Here is a 17,223-nt window from a genome sequence, read left to right as displayed (position 1 = left end):
GGCCCGGGCATTGAACTTCCGGTGCGGGGCACTGGCTCTCGCGGCGCACGGTCACGGCGGGTTCAGCCGACAGGTACCACGACCAGCTCGCGCGGCCGGTTGTTGACGGGCATGGCGCCGTTCTCGGTCACAATGATGATGTCCTCGATGCGCGCCCCCCAGCGGCCCGGGAAGTAGATGCCCGGCTCGACCGAGAACGCCATTCCCGCGGCCAATGGCAGCCCGTTGCCCGCGACGATGTAAGGCTCCTCGTGCACCGCCAGCCCGATCCCGTGGCCGGTGCGGTGCACGAACTGCTCGGCCAGCCCGGCGCGGGCCAGCACATCACGGGCGGCGGCGTCGACCTGCTCGGCGGTCACGCCCGGACGCACCTTGGCCACGGCCGCCCGCTGGGCGCGTTCCAGGATCGAATACCGCTGTGTTACTTCGGCGCTGGGCTCACCGATGCAGTAGGTGCGGGTCGAGTCGGAGTGATATCCCGGCTCATACACGCCGCCAATGTCCACCACCACCACATCCCCGGCCCGCAATTCCCGGTCCGAGCACTCGTGATGCGGGTCGGCGCTGTGTGGGCCCGAACCGACGATCACGAACGCAACCTCCGAATGTCCCTCGGCCACAATCGCCTCGGCAATCTCGGCGGCAACATCGGCCTCGGTCCGGCCCGGTGTGAGGAATCCCGGCACCTGGGCGTGCACCCGGTCGATGGCCGCCCCGGCCTTACGCAGGACGTCCATTTCCGCCGGGTCTTTAATCATTCGCAGCCCACGCAGCACACCGGTGGCCAGTGCCGGCAGGGCTGCGAGGGCGCTGGCCAGGGCTAACAGATGCCGGGCGGGCATGGAGTCATTAACGGCCACCGCGGCGGGCACACCGCCGAGCGCCGCGGCCACCAGCCGGTAGGGGTCGTCACCGTCAACCCAGTCCCGCACCGGCAGGCCCAGCTCGGCTACCGCGGAGTTGTGGAGCGCGGCCAGCTCCAGCCGGGGCACCACGACGCTCGCGTTTCCGGATGCCGGCACCACCAGTGCGGTGAGCCGCTCGAAAGTCTGCGCGCGCGAACCGACCAGATACCGCAGGTCGTGGCCCGGGGTGATTACCAGCCCGGCCAGGCCCGCCTCGGCGGTAGCGGCTGCGGCCGCGGCCAGCCGGCGGGCATACACCGGGGCGTCGAATCGCCGGGAGTCCACGCCCGTCAGGCTACGTCGTCAAGCTGGCAGGATGACAACTATGCCCGCGCCGCTGCTGCTGCTCGACGGTGCGAGCATGTGGTTTCGCTCCTACTATGGGCTGCCCTCATCGATCACCGCGCCCGACGGCCGGCCGGTCAACGCGGTGCGCGGGTTCCTCGACTCCCTGGCCCTCGTCATCGCCCGGCACCGGCCGGCCCGGCTGGTGGTGTGCCTGGACCTGGACTGGCGACCGCGGTTCCGGGTGGAGCTGATCCCGTCGTACAAGGCCCACCGTGTCGCCCGCACGCAACCGGATGGCCAATCCGACCTCGAGGAGGTGCCCGACGAGCTGACAGCGCAGGTCGACACGATTCTCGAGCTGCTCGACGCCTTCGGGATCCCCACCGGGGGCGCACCCGGGTTCGAGGCTGACGACGTGATCGGCACACTGGCCGCCGCGGAACGCCGCGATCCCGTCGTGGTGATCAGCGGGGACCGTGACCTGCTGCAGGTGGTAGCCGACGATCCCGTTTCCGTTCGGGTGCTCTACCTGGGCCGCGGCCTGTCGAAAGCGACGATGTTCGGGCCCACCGAGGTAGCCAGCCACTATGGGCTGCCGGTGCGGCGGGCCGGTGCGGCCTACGCCGAGCTGGCAGTGCTGCGCGGCGACCCATCCGACGGGTTGCCGGGTGTGCCAGGCATCGGCGAGAAGACCGCGGCCGCGCTGCTGACTCAGCATGGCTCGCTGGAGCGGATTCTCGAGGCGGCCCGGGACCCACGGTCGCCGATGGGCAGGGGCCTTCGAAGCAAGCTAGTGGCCGCCGCCGGCTACATCCAGGCCGCGGTCCCGGTCGTTCGGGTGGCCACCGACGCGCCGGTCACCTTGTCAACGCCGTCCGACACCCTGCCGGCGGCCGCGGCCGACCCGCAGCGCGTCGCCACGCTGGCCACCCGCCACGGGGTGGGCTCACCGGCAGCCCGCCTGCAAAAAGCACTGGGCGAGCCGCCGGCGCAATGACGACTTGGGCCGGACCGGCCACATGATCCTGCAGACGCGCTATCAGAACTGCATCAAGCACGACCCGCCGCCGATCCCCGAGGGGCGCGGCACGCTCACCTTCCGGCGCTCCTGTGCGCACGGCGTGCGCGGCTCGGACGCCATGCGGATCAACGGACATAATCGGCTGGCGTGGGCTGGCATGCAAGGTGCTGGTGCGTGATTTGCCGCCGCACAAGCCGGGCAAGCCGGTGACCATCACGGTCGAACCCATCCGCGGGCTGCCGGCGCAGAAGGATCTGGTGGTCGACATAGCGCCGTTCTTTGCCGCCTACCGCGCGGTGAAGCCGTACCCGATCACCAGTGGCAACCCGCCGACACGCAAGCGGATTCACAGCGCGGCCGACCGGGCCCGTGACGACGACACCACCGAATGCATCCTGTGCGCGGCCTGCACCACCAGCTGCCCGGTGTTCTGGCATGAGGCCAGCTACTTCCGCCGGCGGCGATCGTCAACTCGCACCGCTTCCTCTTCGACAGCCGCGACGAGGCCGCCGCCGAGCGCTTGGACATCCTCAATGACGTCGATGGGGTCTGGCGCTGCCGCACCACGCTCAACTACACCGAGGGCTGCCCGCGCGGCATCGAGGTGACCAAGGCGATCCAGGAGGTGAGCCACGCGCTGATGTTCGCGCGCTGAGCGGGTGGCCGCCATTGCGAGCGTGCAAGGACACGCCGCTGGCGCCGGTACCATCCACCGCGTCTGCCACGCGAGTCACCGCGCAGGTCAACATGCTGTGTGCCCGGCTCTGAGCGATTTTTCGGCGCGCAGTTGCCAGCACCCGTTGATGGATGCGATGCTCCGCGCCACGTGGCATCCGTCCCGGACCGTAGCGGCCCGCCCGAGCCGGCCGCACGCGGCCCGTCGCACTTCCCACCGCAACGCGTCCGACACCGATTCCGGCGCCGGCTTACCACAGTCGAAGCCCTGCGAGGCGAGCGCCTCGACCAGGTCGGCGATGGTCGCGGGACCGTGGTCAAACAGGCCATCGTGAATGTGTCGAGGAGTTCGATTCCACGCAACCGCAGGCGCCGCAAGTCGCTCATCGTCAGGCCAGCGCATCCTGGTCACGACAACATCGCGAAATCGCTCGAAGGCGGGCAAATACCCACTTGAGCTGAGCGGTGACTTGTGTGACCGATGAAGCACCAGTGCTGCAAGCTGCACCTTCGGCCCAAGTCTCTGCGTGCCGTCACACACTCCGGGGCTACCGCGTCTGACGAGCATCACCTCAGTTTGTAACTTCTGCCCAACCCGTCACAGCTCGGCTTCCCGGGATCCGGCCGCTCCTCGCCTAGTCTGCACAGACGATGGCCTTCCCACGTCGGCCGCCGAACCCAACGCGGCGCCGGATGGTTGTCCCTCCAAGGTGTCCACCCGCCGGCGGTCGACTCGTCGGAGGTTCCTGGTCGCCATGGCGTCGATTAACGAGTTCAACCTCGACAAGACGGTGACCGGCACCGCCGTGATGCCGCCGTCGAGGGCGCCAAAGCCAAAGTGGGCGTTGCCCTGGACGGCACCTACACCGTCAAGGGTCACGGCAGCAATGACCACGCGGCGCTCGACGCCAAATACCTCATCGAGATCACCTACGAGCTGTCAGCCGGCCCGGTGTTATTTGGGCCGGCCCACCTCGTAGGTCCCCTTGTTGTCCTGGAAGGTCACCGTCACGTGGCGGATGGTGCCATCGATACTGACCTCGCAGTCGAAGGTGGCACCCTTTTTGACGATGGGATCCTGACCGTTATTGCACTTGACGTCTTTGACGTTCTTCGCGCCGTATCCGTTGGTCTCGTCGCTGAGAATCTGTTGGACGCCAGCCTGAGCCTTGCTGATGTCCAGTTTGGTGGTGACGAAAAACCCGGGCGCCCAAAAGCCGAGCACCAGCACCACCGCCAGGACGACCGCCGCGAACACTCCGACTACCGTGCCGATCACCACGACAGACCGCCGAGAGGGCGCGGGCGGCTGGCCGTACTGGCCCGGCTGCGGCGGGTACTGACCGGTCTGGCCGTACTGGCCCGGCTGTGGCGGGTACTGACCGGGCGCTGCGGTGTAGGGACCCGGCTGCGGCGGGTACTGACCGGGCGGTGCGGCGTACGGTTCCTGCCGGGGATAGCCCGGGGTGGGCTGCGGATACTGCTGCTGATAAGGGGGAGGTGGGTAGAACGGCGCCGACGGCTGCTGATACGGCTGATACTCGGGGGGCGTGTAGGCGGGCGCCTGCCAGGCCTGCTGATCGCTACCGGGTTGCCAGGGAGACGCCTGCACCGGTGGCTGCTGGGCTTGCTGACCCTCGCCTTGACCGGGCGGCTGCCACTGCGTCGGATCGGGTTCCTGCGGTCCACTCATCGGTTGGCTCGGTCCTCTCAGTCCTGGTTCACATCCTGATCACACGGCGCCCGATGTACGGTAGCTCGCGCCCAGCCTACCCGGCGTCAACTGCGACAACGCCGCGCCGAATGTCGTCGATAGCGCGCTGGGCGGTGGTCCGCAGGTCTGGGGCGGGCGCAGCGTTGCGGATTTGGTCGAGCAAATCAAGCACCTGTCGGCACCAGCGCACGAAATCTCCCGCCGGAAGCAGCGCACCGCCCAGATCCGAACCAGCCAGCGCCGCAGCCAAATCCCCGGTTTCGGCCCAGCGATAGATGACCTCGACGAAGCCGTCGTCGGGCTCGCGGCTCGGGGTGAGTCGATATCGGCGCTCGTCAGCGCGCAACTCGTTCGACAATCCATGAGTGCGCTCCAGCGCGTGGCGCAACCGCCGCGTGGGCACGGCTGTGGCCTGCACCGACACCGGGCCGTCAGCGCCGCGGGATTCGTAAAGTACCGCCGAAACTACCCCCGCCAGCTCGGCGGGCCCCAGACCCGCCCACGCCCCGGTGCGCAAACATTCGGCGACCAGCAGATCGCTTTCGCTGTAAATCCGCGCAAGCAACCGGCCGTCGGCGGTGACGCGATAGTCACCGCCGACGATCTCGATAAAGCCCCGCTCGGCGAGCAGCCCGACAATCCGGTCGAACGTCTGGGCCAGCGAATGGGTAGCGGCCGACACCTGCTGCTTCAACCGTGCGTTGTCACGCTCGATGCGCAAGTAGCGCTCCGCGGCCCGCAGTTGGACCTCCCGCTCGGGCGCGCGGTGCGCGGGATGACGGCGCACTTGCTGGCGCAGGAACGCCAATTCAACGTCCGGAAGCTCGTCCGCGGGCTCCGTGTCGCGGTGGGGAGCCGGCCTCGCCAGACCTGCGGCGGCCGAGCGCAGCGCCGACGCCAGATCGCGGCGCACCCGCGGCTGGCGGTGCTCGACCCGTTTGGGCAGGGTCATCGACCCGACGGGGGCCACCGCGCCGAAATAGTCCGCAGACGATATCCGGCCGGCCCAGCGATGTTCGGTGAGCACCAACGGGCGTGGATCCGCGCTGTCGCGGGCGGATTCCAGCACCACCGCCAGGCCACCGCGGCGACCATGGGGAATGCTGATAATGTCGCCGCGACGCAGCGCGGCTAGCGCGTCGGTGGCCGCCTGCCGTCGCTGGACCCGCATTGCCCGCGCCTGAGCGCGCTCCCGTTGGGTCACCTGCGCGCGCAGCCGCGCGTAGTCGAGGATCGACGCATTGGGGCCGCCGAGTTCGGCGGCGATCTCGTCGAGCAGCTGTTCGCCGTGCCGGACATCGCGGACCAGCCCGACGACCGACCGGTCGGCTTGGTACTGGGCGAAGGACCGCTCCAGCAGCCGGTGTGCCTCTTCGGGCCCCATCCGCTGCACCAGGTTGATCGTCATGTTGTAGGACGGACTGAACGAACTGCGCAGCGGGAAGGTGCGGGTCGACGCCAGGCCGGCGACTTCGGCCGGATCCACATCGGGATGCCAGATCACCACCGCATGGCCCTCGACGTCGATGCCGCGGCGGCCGGCGCGGCCGGTCAGCTGGGTGTACTCGCCCGCGGTCAGGGGAAGATGCCGCTCGCCGTTGAACTTCACCAGCCGTTCGAGCACCACGGTGCGAGCGGGCATGTTGATACCCAGCGCCAGGGTTTCGGTGGCGAACACCGCCTTGATCAGCCCCGCGGTAAACAGCTCCTCGACGGTGTGCCGGAAAGCCGGCAGCAGCCCGGCATGGTGCGCAGCCAAGCCGCGCATCAGCCCTTCCCGCCACTCGTGGTAGCCCAGCACGTCCAGGTCGGTGTCGTCGAGATCGCCGCAGCGGTGATCGATAACCTCCGCGATTCGTGCCCGCTCCTCCTCAGTGGTCAGCCGCAGCGCAGACCGCAGACACTGCTTGACCGCCGCGTCGCATCCCGCCCGGGAAAACACGAATGTGATTGCCGGCAGCAGCCCCTCGGAGTCCAGGATGCGGATCACCTCCGGCCGGGTGGGCGGGCGGTAGAGACTCGGGCCCCAAAGCCGGTCGGCCCGTCCGGGGCCCCGACGGCCTGGCCGGCGCTCGGCTAGCCGGTCGGCCTCGCGGCGATGCGCGATGTGGCGCAGCAGGTGCGGGTCGACACGGGGCCCGCGCCCCGGGCCGGGCTCTGAACCAGCCCGGTAGTCGAAAAGGTCGAATAGCCGCTTGCCCACCAAGACGTGCTGCCACAGCGGAACCGGCCGATGCTCGTCGACTACTACCGTGGTGTCGCCGCGCACGGTCTGAATCCAGCCACCGAACTCCTCGGCGTTGCTGACCGTCGCAGACAGGCTGACCAGGCGCACCTCATCGGGCAGATGCAGGATGACCTCCTCCCACACCGCGCCCCGCATCCGGTCGGCGAGGAAATGCACCTCATCCATCACTACGTAGGAGAGTCCGTGCAGCGCCGGCGAATCGGCGTAGATCATGTTGCGCAGCACTTCGGTGGTCATCACCACCACCGGCGCGTTGCCGTTGACCGACAGGTCGCCGGTCAACAGCCCGATCCGATCCCGGCCGTAGCGCGCCACCAAATCGGTGTGCTTCTGGTTGCTCAGGGCTTTCAGGGGCGTGGTGTAGAAGCATTTGCCGTCGGCGGCCAGCGCCAAGTGCACTGCAAACTCGCCGACCACCGTCTTGCCGGCGCCGGTGGGTGCGCATACCAGCACATCGTGGCCGCGTTCTAGCGCCGCGCAAGCGCGCCGCTGGAAGTCGTCCAGCGCGAAGGGCAGCTCAGCGGCGAACCGGGCCAACTCGGTCCCGGCCACAAAGCGGTTCTCAGGTGATGTCGTCATGGATTCCGGCAATGTGCGACGGTGCCGTCACCGGCGATGGCGGCTCGATCACCGACGCTTCCTCATCGGGAATCACCGTTTCACGCTTGGCTTTCCGTTTGTCGTGCAGGCGAGCTATCTGAATGGCCAATTCGAGCAGCAGGCTCAGCGCCAGCCCGAGCGCGGTCATCGAGAACGGGTCTGATCCCGGTGTGAACACCGCCGCGAATACGAACATCGCGAAAATCAAGCCCCGTCGCCAGGATTTCAGCCGCTGATAGCTCAGCAAGCCAACCAGGTTGAGCATGACGATCAGCAAAGGGAACTCGAAGCTGATCCCGAACACCAGCAGCAAGTTGATCAGGAAACCGAAGTACCGGTCACCGGACAATGCCGTCACCTGCACGTCGCTGCCCACAGTCAGCAGAAAGCGTAACGCCTTCGAGAGCACCAGATAGGCCAGCACCGCGCCCGCTACGAACAGCACCGCCGCCGGGAACACGAACGCCACCGCGAACCGACGCTCCTTCTGATACAGCCCGGGAGTGATGAACGCCCAGAGTTGGTAAAGCCACATCGGGCAGGCCAACACGATTCCGGCGGTCATCCCGACCTTGAGCCGCAGCATGAACTGGTCGAATGGCGCGGTGGCCAGCAACCGGCACTGTCCCCCAGAGCTGATGTCGGCGCGCGCCGACGGTGGCAGCGTGCAGTATGGGTGACGCAGCCACTCCCCCAGGCTTTCCAGCCCGAACAGCGGATGCGAATACCAGATAAACCCCAGCGCGGAGCTGACCGCGATCGTGGCCAGCGAGATCAACAGCCGGGTGCGCAGCTCGCTCAGGTGGGCGGCCAGCGACATCGTGGCATCGGGGTTGGTGCGGCTGCGACGAAGGCGTGGATCGAGCCGCCTGAACAAGCGTGCGGTGCGCGCCGACACTCTCAACACTGTCACGACCGTCACTCGGTGGCGCCCGGGCGCCGCGCCGGTGTTATCGGGCTAAACCGGACGCGCGTCCTGGCCTTGCCCGGGCGCCGCAGGCGGATTGACCCGCTCGGACGGCACCGGGCGCACCTCTGTCGGCTCCACGGGCCGGGCGGCTGATGTTTCCGATCTGCTCTCGTTCTGCAGTTCACGGACTTCGGATTTGAAGATGCGCAACGACTTGCCCAACGCCCGTGCCGTGTCGGGAAGCCTTTTGGCGCCGAACAGCACGATCATGACGGCGGCAAGGATCGCCCAGTGCCACGGACTAAGACTGCCCACTTTGGTTACCTCCAGACGTCGCCACGATGCTACCGCAGCTAGACGACTCGTCGTTTTGGTCTCGATCGGAACCCGCCGCGACCCGGTAGGCCTCCAGCGCCGCTGTCGCCGCGTCGCGTACCCGCCGCGCCAGCGAGTCAGGGGCCAGCACCTGCAGAGCGGGCCCCAGCCCCAGCACCAGGCGGGTCATCCAGTCGTCGGAGGCGTAGGTCATCGCCGCTTCGCAGGACCCGTCGGGCAGCTCACGCAGCAGCCGCATCGGGTAGTACTCGAACATCCACGACGCCGAGGGGGCCACTCGCAGTGTTGCCGCGGGAAGGGATGGATCGGCCCGGAACAGCGCGGTATCCGGCGGCGCCTGGACCGCGCGTTGCGGGGGCGCGGACGGCTCATCGAGCACCCGGGCGTCGATGATTCGGTCGAAGCGGAACAGCCGGACTCCTTCCGCCTCGCGCGACCAGGCCTCCAGATAGCTGTGATCGCCGATGAGCACCACCCGGATCGGGTCGACGACCCGGCTGGACAGTGTGTCATGTGACGCCGCGTAGTAGTCGATTGCCACCGCGTGATTGCTGCGCACCGCGGCGCGAACCGCGGCCGCCGCCCGATTCTCGGCGCGTGCGGGCTCATCAACGGTCGAGTGGGTGGTGCCGTGCCCGACGGTGCCCGCCGCCGCTTCGATCTTGGCAATCGCGCTGTGGGCCGCCTTCGGGTCGATCACCCCGGGGATGTCCGACAGTGCCCGCAGGGCCACCAATAACCCGGTGGCCTCCCGCGAAGTGAGCTTGAGGGGTTTGTCGATGCCGGCTGAGAATGTCACCTCAATGTTGTCGCCACAAAATTCGAAGTCGATCAGGTCACCCGGCCCGTAGCCGGGAAGGCCGCACATCCACAACTGGTCAAGGTCCTCTTCGAGCTGCCTCATGGACACCCCTAAGTCGGCGGCGGCCTCGGCTCTGGAGACCCGGGGATGAGCCTGGAAGTACGGCACCATGTTGAGTAGCCGCACCAGGCGCGCGGATAGCTGGGTCATTTCGCCGCCGCTCCTTCTCATCGCTTCGCGCCGCATCGTCGCCGGCGCGGCCTATGGGCGCCGCTCCTTCTCATCGCTTCGCGCCGCATCGTCGCCGGCGCGGCCTATGCCGGCCTGGGCGCGCAGCCGGTCCAGCACGCCGCCACGCAGGGACGCCGGCTCCAGCGCCACGGCGTCGGCTCCATGACTTGCGACATCACGCGCCAGCTGCTCGGCGGATCCGATGTCGAGTTCGATCACCTCGCCGTCGCGGCCGGCCAGCTTCCGCGGCCCAAGGGACCGCCCGGCGCGCCGCAGCGCCGTGACCCGGCCCTCGGCGACCCACACCCTGGCCTGCGCGCCGGTCGTCCCCGCAGTGGCCGCAGCGACCGATTCGGCCACGAGCTTGCGCAAGTCGATACCGTCGGGCCGGCGACTCGCGCCCGGCGGCCCGATCGGTGTTACCTCGGCGCCGATCCGCGACAGCCGGAAGACACGGGTCGCATCGCGATCGCGGTCGTGGCCCACGAGATACCAGCGACCCTTCTCGGTGACCACACCCCATGGCTCGACGGTGCGCATAGTGAACGGCTCGGCGCGCGACGAGCGGTGAGGAAACTGCACAGCTTGCCCGGAATCGATGGCAGACAACAGGATTCCGAGAATGTCCTGCGATCCGCGCACACCGGCGGACCAGGCGGCCGAAGAGATGGCCACCGGGGCGTCGGGATCAACGTCGACTCCGGCTGCGCGCAGCTTGAGTAGCGCGTTTTGGGTTGCCGTGATCAGTTCGGGGGATTCCCACAGTTGGGTGGCGACGGCCACCGCGGCGGCCTCCTCGGGGGTCAACTGGATGTCGGGCAATGCGTAGGCGTCGCGGTTGATGCGGTAGCCCTCGGTGGGGTCCAGGGGCGACACCTTCCCGGTTTCCAGCGGGATGCCAAGCTCACGCAGCTCGGCTTTGTCACGCTCGAACATCCGCGAGAATGCCTCGTCGGTGCGACTGTCGGCATAACCCGCGACCGTGGCTCTGATTTTTTCGGCGGTGATATAGCCGCGGGTAGCCAGCAAGGCGATGACCAGGTTCATCAGCCTTTCAATTTTGGAGGTTGCCACCCATATAAGGTTAGAGCGCCAGGCTCAGATTGCCCGACGCCCCGCGTGGCGCGCCACGGCGCGCTTGATATGCCCGGTCTCGGCTGGTGCGCGGGCCGATCCCGCGTCGGTCAGAAACCGGCCCCCGCTACATGCTGGCGATCAGCCGTTTAACGCGCTCGTCGACCGACCGGAAGGGATCTTTGCATAACACCGTGCGCTGGGCCTGATCGTTGAGCTTGAGGTGCACCCAATCGACGGTGAAGTCGCGTCCGGCCGCTTGGGCGGCGCTGATGAACTCACCGCGCAGTCTGGCCCGGGTGGTCTGCGGCGGAGTGTCGACGGCCTCATCGATGTCCTCGTCGGTGGTGACGCGAGCCGCTAAGCCCTTGCGCTGCAGCAGATCGAAAACACCACGACCACGTTTGATGTCGTGGTAGGCCAGATCCAGCTGGGCGATCTTCGGGTCGGACAACTCGATGTGATAGCGATCCTGGTAGCGCTGAAACAGCTTGCGTTTGATCACCCAGTCGATCTCGGTGTCGACCTTGGCGAAGTCCTGGCTCTCTACGGCGTCAAGTTGGCGGCCCCACAGGTCAACGACCTGCTCGATCTGCGCGTTGGGCTCACGGGTCTGCAGGTGCTCGACGGCACGCGCGTAGTACTCCCGCTGGATGTCCAGCGCGCTGGCCTGACGCCCCCCGGCCAACCGCACCGGACGCCGCCCGGTGATGTCGTGACTCACCTCACGGATGGCACGGATGGGGTTATCCAGCGAAAAGTCACGGAAGGCCACCCCGGCTTCGATCATTTCCAGCACCAGCGCGGCGGTGCCCACCTTCAGCATGGTGGTGGTCTCGCACATGTTGGAGTCGCCGACAATGACATGTAGCCGCCGGTACTTTTCCGCGTCGGCGTGGGGCTCGTCGCGGGTATTGATGATCGGGCGGCTGCGGGTGGTGGCGCTTGACACGCCCTCCCAAATGTGCTCGGCGCGTTGACTCAGACAAAACGTGGCGGCCTTCGGGGTTTGCAGCACCTTGCCGGCGCCGCAGATCAGCTGACGGGTGACTAAAAACGGCAGCAGGACGTCGGAGATCCGGGAAAATTCGCCCGCCCGCACGATCAGGTAGTTCTCGTGGCAACCATAGGAGTTGCCCGCCGAGTCGGTGTTGTTTTTGAACAGGTAGATGTCGCCGCCAATACCCTCGTCGGCAAGGCGCTGCTCGGCGTCGACGAGCAGGTCTTCTAAGACCCGCTCCCCGGCGCGGTCGTGGGTAACCAGCTGCACCAGGCTGTCGCACTCGGCGGTGGCGTACTCGGGATGGCTGCCCACGTCCAGATAGAGCCGCGCGCCGTTGCGCAGAAAAACGTTCGAGCTGCGGCCCCAGGACACCACCCTGCGGAACAGGTAGCGGGCTACCTCATCCGGAGACAGTCGACGATGACCGTGAAATGTGCAGGTCACACCGAATTCAGTCTCGAGGCCCATGATCCGCCGCTGCACAATTCGAGCGTACTGGTTGTCTGCGGTAACCGGTGTGGAACGCCGCGGCGCTTGACGCCGTCGATTCCGCAGTGGGCATTGTGATCGGGCATGATCTCGCCGACACTCCCGCCGAAGCGCGATCTAACCACACCGGTCCGGTAGAGTCGATATCGTTCGTTACCGCGAACGCAGTCGGCAGAAAGGCCTCTCCAGTCCGTGGACAGACCCAGGGTCGCGGAGTATCCGCGGCCGGACCATGTCATCGTTCACATCAGCGACACCCATCTCACGGCCGGCGACGGCGACCTGTACGGAGATGTCGACGCGGAGGCCCGATTATCCCAGCTGCTCGAGCGGCTTGAGGGCTCGCAAACACAGCCCGATGCCTTGATCTTCACCGGCGACCTTGCCGACACCGGAGAGCCCGACGCCTACCGCAAGCTGCGTGAACTGGTTGAGCCGTTGGCCGAACGCCTGGGCGCCGAGGTCATCTGGGTGATGGGCAATCACGATAACCGGGCTGCGGTGCGGGAATACCTGCTGCGTGAGGCTCCGACGATGGCGCCTATGGACCGAGTGCACGACATCGAGGGTTTACGCATTGTCGTTTTGGACACCTCGGTGCCCGGCTACCATCATGGCGAGATCACGCCGGAACAGCTGAAGTGGCTGGCCGATCAACTGGCCGAACCCGCTCCCTTTGGCACCATCCTGGCCATGCACCACCCGCCGATTCCCAGTGTGCAGGACCTCGCCGTCCTGGTGGAGTTCCGCGATCAAGCGCGCCTGGCCCCGGTGCTCTGGGGCAGCGACGTGCGCGCGATCCTGGCCGGGCACCTGCACTACTCCACGACGGCCACCTTCGCCGGCATCCCCGTCTCGGTGGCCTCGGCCAGCTGCTATACCCAGGATCTCTTAACGGCGGGAACCCGAGGTCACGACGGGGGGCAGGCGTTCAACCTCGTGCACTGCTACCCGGAAACGGTGGTGCACACCGTCGTACCGCTGGCCGCCGGGCCCACGGTAGGTCGGTTCGTCCCACCGGACGCGGTGCGGCGTGAACTCGCCGACGCCGGGGTCAGTATCCTGCCGGCCACCCGGATACCGCGCTTCGCACCGCAGCTCACCCGGGAATAGCGCGATTGCGCCCGGCGTCTCACTCATCCCCAGCCGCTCGCTCCCATGGCGCTGGCACCGGGAAGTAGCTTTCGAGGAACTCACCGACCACGCGTGCCCGCTCCTCGGCGCTTACCTCCGGAAAGCTGCCGTCGTTGAGGCAGAAGAAGTCGAACTTGCGCTTCTTTAAGAGCTTCGGCAACTGCGCCAGCCCGGACCGTGTCGTGGTGTCCACGTAGCGCACCTTGGCCGACTCGTTTTGCACCGCGCGCCCGGTCATCAGCGCGTAGTAGTGATACAACGAGTTGGTCACCGAGATGTCCGTGCTGGACCGGAAACGGCTCGCCTGGGTGCGCGCGAAGTCCTCCGGGAACTCACGCTCCAGTTCGAACAGCACGCTCTTGCGCAGCGGAGCGGCCGTGTGCTCGAGGTGGCGGGTAATGATCTTGCCGAACTTCTCCCACAGCAGCTGGCGGTTGACGCGGGCCGCGTTCTCGAAACCGCTGCGCTCGGGATTGTTGGCCCCGAGTCCGATACGCGTGCCCGCCTCGATGAACTTCGTCACGCCGCCGGGCGAGAAGAACGTCGTCGGTGAAAGCGGCCGGCCGAAGAACATGTCATCGTTGGAGTACAAGAAATGCTCTGCGAGACCAGGGATGTGGTGTAGCTGAGTCTCAACCGCATGACTGTTGTACACCGGCAATGCGGAAAGGTCGGTGAAGTGATCCTCAGCGCGCACGATGGTGATCTTCGGGTGCGGAGCGAGCCATTGCGGAACCGGCGAGTCGGTCGCGATGAAGATCCGTCGCACCCACGGCGCAAAGGCGTGCACCGAGCGCAGGGCGTACTTTAGCTCGTCGATCTGACGAATCCGCGCGTCGGCGTCATCGCCTTCGCCCAGAACGTACCCTGCCATCGCAGCCGCTCGGCGTGCACGAAATTCCGGGTCGCTGCCGTCGACCCAAGAGAACACCATGTCGATGTCGAATGTGACGTCGCCGGCGTGCGGGGTGAACATCCCGGCGATCGTCGGCCATACCCGCCCGTGAAGTTCGACTGTCGTATAAACAATCTCACTGACCGGCAACGCCCGCCGGGTCAGCGAGTTCTCGATCGGGCAGATGACTTGCTGTCCGTCGAACACCCAGAACTGCAGTTCGACCCCGGCGGAAGCGCCGTAACGCATGCCCGAACGCGGGCATTCGCGCCGGCGAAACACCCGCAGCAACCGTGGGTCGGGATCCACCGACAGCAGACCATCACCCAGATACACCGAGCGGCGGCCCGTCCCGTCATAGATCTTGGCGCGCAGCGGAGCTTCCAGGCAAGCGGCCATCAAGGCCTCGGCGACCCGCGATCTCAAGGCGATGTCCACGACGAGCGCCGGCCGGCCGTCCGCGCCACGGATGAGAAGGAACGGGATGCCCGCCATCTCCAGCTCCGTGCGAACGAACAGCAAATCTTCCACCATCGCCTCGTAAGGGGTCAGGCGCAGCCCATGGGCTGACTGGACAGCAGCGACGTCGATGGTCATGGGAACACCTGCCTTCCGCACTCGATGCCGGTCGAAGAGCACGAAGAGGGATGCCGTGGCTAAAGTTAGCGGCGCCCTCACACGTTGAGCTTTGGCACTGGGCGACGTATCTCTGCCGATGCAGAAAAGCCACTTGGGACCACCCCTTAAGCCGGGGAGATCTGTCCTGATCTTGGGCGTCTCTCGACGTCGTCAGATCAGTGGCCTATGTCCGTCCAGGAGCCTCGCCTAACGAGGTGCTTCCGCAAGATAGCACCGATTCGGTCTCCCGGCAACATGCTCATTCGCAGGCCAGAATTGACCAAAGCGCTTGGTATCGCTCATGTCCCAGCTGCGCAGCGGGCCGATCAGCCCGTGGTTTCGGAGCCCTCTTGCTTGGGTAGCAACGCCTCCAGCGCGGTGCCGGTAATCCGCCGGAACGCCCGCCGTGGCCGGTTCTGGTCAAGGATGGCCACCTCCAAGGTGGACACCCCAAGCCGGGGTTGCTCACCACCGTTGGCGCCGCCGGCACGCAACGCCTCGACCGCGATCCGCACCGCATCGACCAGGCCGGCATTTTCCGTGTAAGACTCTTTGAGCGCCTTGGTTATTGGCTCTGTCGTGCCACCGATGACCACGTAGTTCGGCTCATCGTTGATCGATCCGTCGTAGGTGATCCGGTACATCTCGGGCGGCTTAGTCTCGCCGTAATGGGCTACCTCGGCCACACACAGTTCGACTTCGTAAGGTTTAGGCTGCTCGGTGAAAATGGTCCCCAGGGTCTGCGCGTAAACATTGGCCAGCTGCCGACCGGTGACGTCACGGCGGTCATAGGCGTAGCCGCGGGTGTCGGCGAACTGGATCCCCCCGCGGCGCAAATTGTCTAGCTCATTGAATTTACCCGCAGCAGCGAACCCAACTCGATCGTAGAGCTCGCTGATCTTTTGCAGGGACCGCGATGGGTTTTCGGCAACGAACAGCACCCCGTCTGCGTAGGCCAGCGCCACCACGCTTTTGCCCCGCGCGATGCCCTTGCGTGCGATCTCGGCACGCTCGCGCATCGCCTGCTCGGGCGAGATGAAATAGGGAAAGCTCACGTCTCGCTCCGCGAAGTCTGCCCACCCGGGCCGTACACGTTTGCCCGGGAGCGACTTTCGATGACCCCGCGGGCCAGCTCGGCGACCCGCTGCTCGGGCACGTCGACCGCGCCGTCGGCGTCGATGGTAACCGCTGTCGGGTAGATGCCGCGCACCAGATCCGGCCCACCGGTAGCGGAATCGTCGTCGGCGGCATCATAGAGGGCTTCGACGGCCACCCGCAGCGCAGAATCGGCGTCGGTCACCTGCGGGTAGAGCTTCTTCATCGACGACTTAGCGAAGACCGCTCCCGAACCCACCGCCTGGTAGCCCTCTTCCTCAAGGTTCCAGCCGCCGGCGGCATCGAACGAGACGATGCGGCCCGCTTTTTGCGGGTCGGTCTCGTCGATGTCATAGCCCGCCAGCAACGGCAGCGCGACCAGGCCCTGCATCGCAGCAGCCAGATTGCCGCGCACCATGATGGCTAATCGGTTGACCTTCCCGGCAAACGTGAGCGGCACGCCTTCGAGCTTCTCGTAGTGTTCGAGTTCGACCGCATACAGCCGCGCAAACTCAACGGCGACCGCGGCGGTGCCGGCGATCCCGGTCGCGGTGTACTCGTCGGTGATGTACACCTTTTTCACATCGCGCCCGGCAATTACGTTTCCCTGTGTCGAGCGCCGGTCACCGGCGATGACGACACCGCCGGGATATTTCAGCGCGACAATGGTGGTGCCGTGCGCTAGTTGCCTGCCAGGACCGTGCGGGTCTGTTACGCCGCACCCGGCCGGAAGGAGTTCCGGCGCCTGACGGCGCAGCAAATCAGCGAACGAGGACAGCCCAACGGTGGTTGCGGGAACTCCGGGCAATGCGTTGGTGGCCAGACGGTAACCGAACGGCCAGGTCACTGTCCGCCCTTTTGGACATACGCCCGAACGAAGTCCTCAGCATTTTCCTCGAGCACGTCGTCGATCTCGTCGAGCAGATCGTCGGTCTCCTCGGCAAGCTTTTCGCGACGCTCCTGACCCGCGGCGACGCTGCCGGTGAAGTCGTCGTCATCGCCGCCGCCACCGCCACGCTTCGTCTGCTCCTGAGCCATCGCCTGCCTCCTGCTTAGTCAAGCGGCCGCGCATCACACGCACGCCGGTGTCTCTACCCTACCGGTCGACACGGTCTGGCCCGACCACAAGCCCGCCCGGACCCACGCCCAATTGTCCGGTTCCTCCTCGGGCCGCCCCGGCCCGCA

The 17,223-nt window shown here is 66.6% G+C and carries 13 protein-coding genes, 3 pseudogenes and 1 riboswitch; of the genes and pseudogenes, 4 read left to right on the top strand and 12 right to left on the bottom strand.

All coding sequences use genetic code 11. The annotated features are described in order from the left end of the window. Nucleotides 1-62: 62 nt before the first annotated feature. The gene (locus MSM1_RS19740) at nucleotides 63-1,190 is read right to left on the bottom strand and encodes a Xaa-Pro peptidase family protein (protein WP_213445557.1); all 1,128 of its coding nucleotides are present in this window, start codon (nucleotides 1,188-1,190) and stop codon (nucleotides 63-65) included. Nucleotides 1,191-1,230: 40 nt separating this feature from the next. Here MSM1_RS19740 and MSM1_RS19735 point away from each other — a divergent pair, with 40 nt between their 5' ends. The 3 genes and pseudogenes from MSM1_RS19735 to MSM1_RS23115 all read left to right on the top strand — a co-directional run. Then, nucleotides 1,231-2,190 (top strand): 5'-3' exonuclease, encoded by a 960-nt coding sequence (locus tag MSM1_RS19735; RefSeq protein WP_213445555.1) that lies wholly within the window; start codon nucleotides 1,231-1,233, stop codon nucleotides 2,188-2,190. An 88-nt stretch (nucleotides 2,191-2,278) separates the two neighbouring features. Further along, nucleotides 2,279-2,869: pseudogene (locus MSM1_RS19730) on the top strand (succinate dehydrogenase iron-sulfur subunit); the annotation flags it as partial. Between the two features lie 586 nt (nucleotides 2,870-3,455). Further along, nucleotides 3,456-3,811, top strand: a pseudogene (locus MSM1_RS23115) (hypothetical protein); the annotation flags it as partial. Between the two features lie 33 nt (nucleotides 3,812-3,844). Here the strand turns inward: MSM1_RS23115 and MSM1_RS19725 are convergent. From MSM1_RS19725 to pafA, 7 genes and pseudogenes are all read right to left on the bottom strand, one after another. Beyond that, entirely contained in the window at nucleotides 3,845-4,582 is a 738-nt protein-coding gene (locus MSM1_RS19725; RefSeq protein WP_213445553.1) for a DUF4333 domain-containing protein, read from the bottom strand. A gap of 76 nt (nucleotides 4,583-4,658) precedes the next feature. Further along, nucleotides 4,659-7,430, bottom strand: coding sequence for an RNA helicase (locus tag MSM1_RS19720; protein WP_213445551.1), 2,772 nt, complete (start codon nucleotides 7,428-7,430; stop codon nucleotides 4,659-4,661). Continuing rightward, nucleotides 7,414-8,271 carry a twin-arginine translocase subunit TatC gene (tatC, locus tag MSM1_RS19715; protein ID WP_236057235.1) on the bottom strand — a complete coding sequence of 286 codons (858 nt, stop codon included), beginning with the start codon at nucleotides 8,269-8,271 and terminating at the stop codon, nucleotides 7,414-7,416. The genes MSM1_RS19720 and tatC overlap by 17 nt, the downstream gene beginning before the upstream one ends. 138 nt (nucleotides 8,272-8,409) lie before the next feature. Beyond that, nucleotides 8,410-8,676 carry a Sec-independent protein translocase subunit TatA gene (tatA, locus tag MSM1_RS19710; protein WP_213445547.1) on the bottom strand — a complete coding sequence of 89 codons (267 nt, stop codon included), beginning with the start codon at nucleotides 8,674-8,676 and terminating at the stop codon, nucleotides 8,410-8,412. Nucleotides 8,677-8,749: 73 nt separating this feature from the next. Then, a pseudogene (locus tag MSM1_RS19705) lies at nucleotides 8,750-9,709 on the bottom strand (helix-turn-helix transcriptional regulator); the annotation flags it as partial. A gap of 51 nt (nucleotides 9,710-9,760) precedes the next feature. Continuing rightward, nucleotides 9,761-10,804: a YafY family protein gene (locus tag MSM1_RS19700; protein WP_213445542.1), complete on the bottom strand. Its 1,044-nt coding sequence runs from the start codon at nucleotides 10,802-10,804 to the stop codon at nucleotides 9,761-9,763. 127 nt (nucleotides 10,805-10,931) lie between these two features. Continuing rightward, nucleotides 10,932-12,290 carry a Pup--protein ligase gene (pafA, locus tag MSM1_RS19695; RefSeq protein WP_213445540.1) on the bottom strand — a complete coding sequence of 453 codons (1,359 nt, stop codon included), beginning with the start codon at nucleotides 12,288-12,290 and terminating at the stop codon, nucleotides 10,932-10,934. A gap of 198 nt (nucleotides 12,291-12,488) precedes the next feature. On the opposite strand from pafA, the gene MSM1_RS19690 reads away from it, so the two are divergent. After that, nucleotides 12,489-13,409: a phosphodiesterase gene (locus MSM1_RS19690; protein ID WP_213445537.1), complete on the top strand. Its 921-nt coding sequence runs from the start codon at nucleotides 12,489-12,491 to the stop codon at nucleotides 13,407-13,409. 19 nt (nucleotides 13,410-13,428) lie between these two features. Here the strand turns inward: MSM1_RS19690 and MSM1_RS19685 are convergent, their stop codons facing one another. The 4 genes from MSM1_RS19685 to MSM1_RS19670 form a co-directional block, all read right to left on the bottom strand. Further along, nucleotides 13,429-14,922 (bottom strand): stealth family protein, encoded by a 1,494-nt coding sequence (locus MSM1_RS19685; RefSeq protein ID WP_213445535.1) that lies wholly within the window; start codon nucleotides 14,920-14,922, stop codon nucleotides 13,429-13,431. Nucleotides 14,923-14,991: 69 nt separating this feature from the next. Continuing rightward, a riboswitch (M-box (ykoK) riboswitch) is annotated at nucleotides 14,992-15,165 on the bottom strand. 104 nt (nucleotides 15,166-15,269) lie between these two features. After that, on the bottom strand, nucleotides 15,270-15,998 hold the full coding sequence (gene prcA, locus MSM1_RS19680) for a proteasome subunit alpha (protein WP_213445532.1): 729 nt from the start codon (nucleotides 15,996-15,998) through the stop codon (nucleotides 15,270-15,272). Next, nucleotides 15,995-16,885, bottom strand: a complete 891-nt coding sequence (gene prcB, locus MSM1_RS19675) for a proteasome subunit beta (RefSeq protein ID WP_213445529.1) — start codon at nucleotides 16,883-16,885, stop codon at nucleotides 15,995-15,997. The genes prcA and prcB overlap by 4 nt, the downstream gene beginning before the upstream one ends. Beyond that, on the bottom strand, nucleotides 16,882-17,076 hold the full coding sequence (locus MSM1_RS19670; RefSeq protein ID WP_213445527.1) for a ubiquitin-like protein Pup: 195 nt from the start codon (nucleotides 17,074-17,076) through the stop codon (nucleotides 16,882-16,884). Before MSM1_RS19670 ends, prcB begins: the two co-directional genes overlap by 4 nt. Between the last annotated feature and the right edge of the window lie 147 nt (nucleotides 17,077-17,223).

The organism is Mycobacterium sp. SM1 (assembly GCF_018361265.1).
GTDB lineage: Bacteria > Actinomycetota > Actinomycetes > Mycobacteriales > Mycobacteriaceae > Mycobacterium.
Note: the sequence above shows the minus strand (reverse complement) of the source record. Positions and strands in the feature narration are given on the sequence as shown.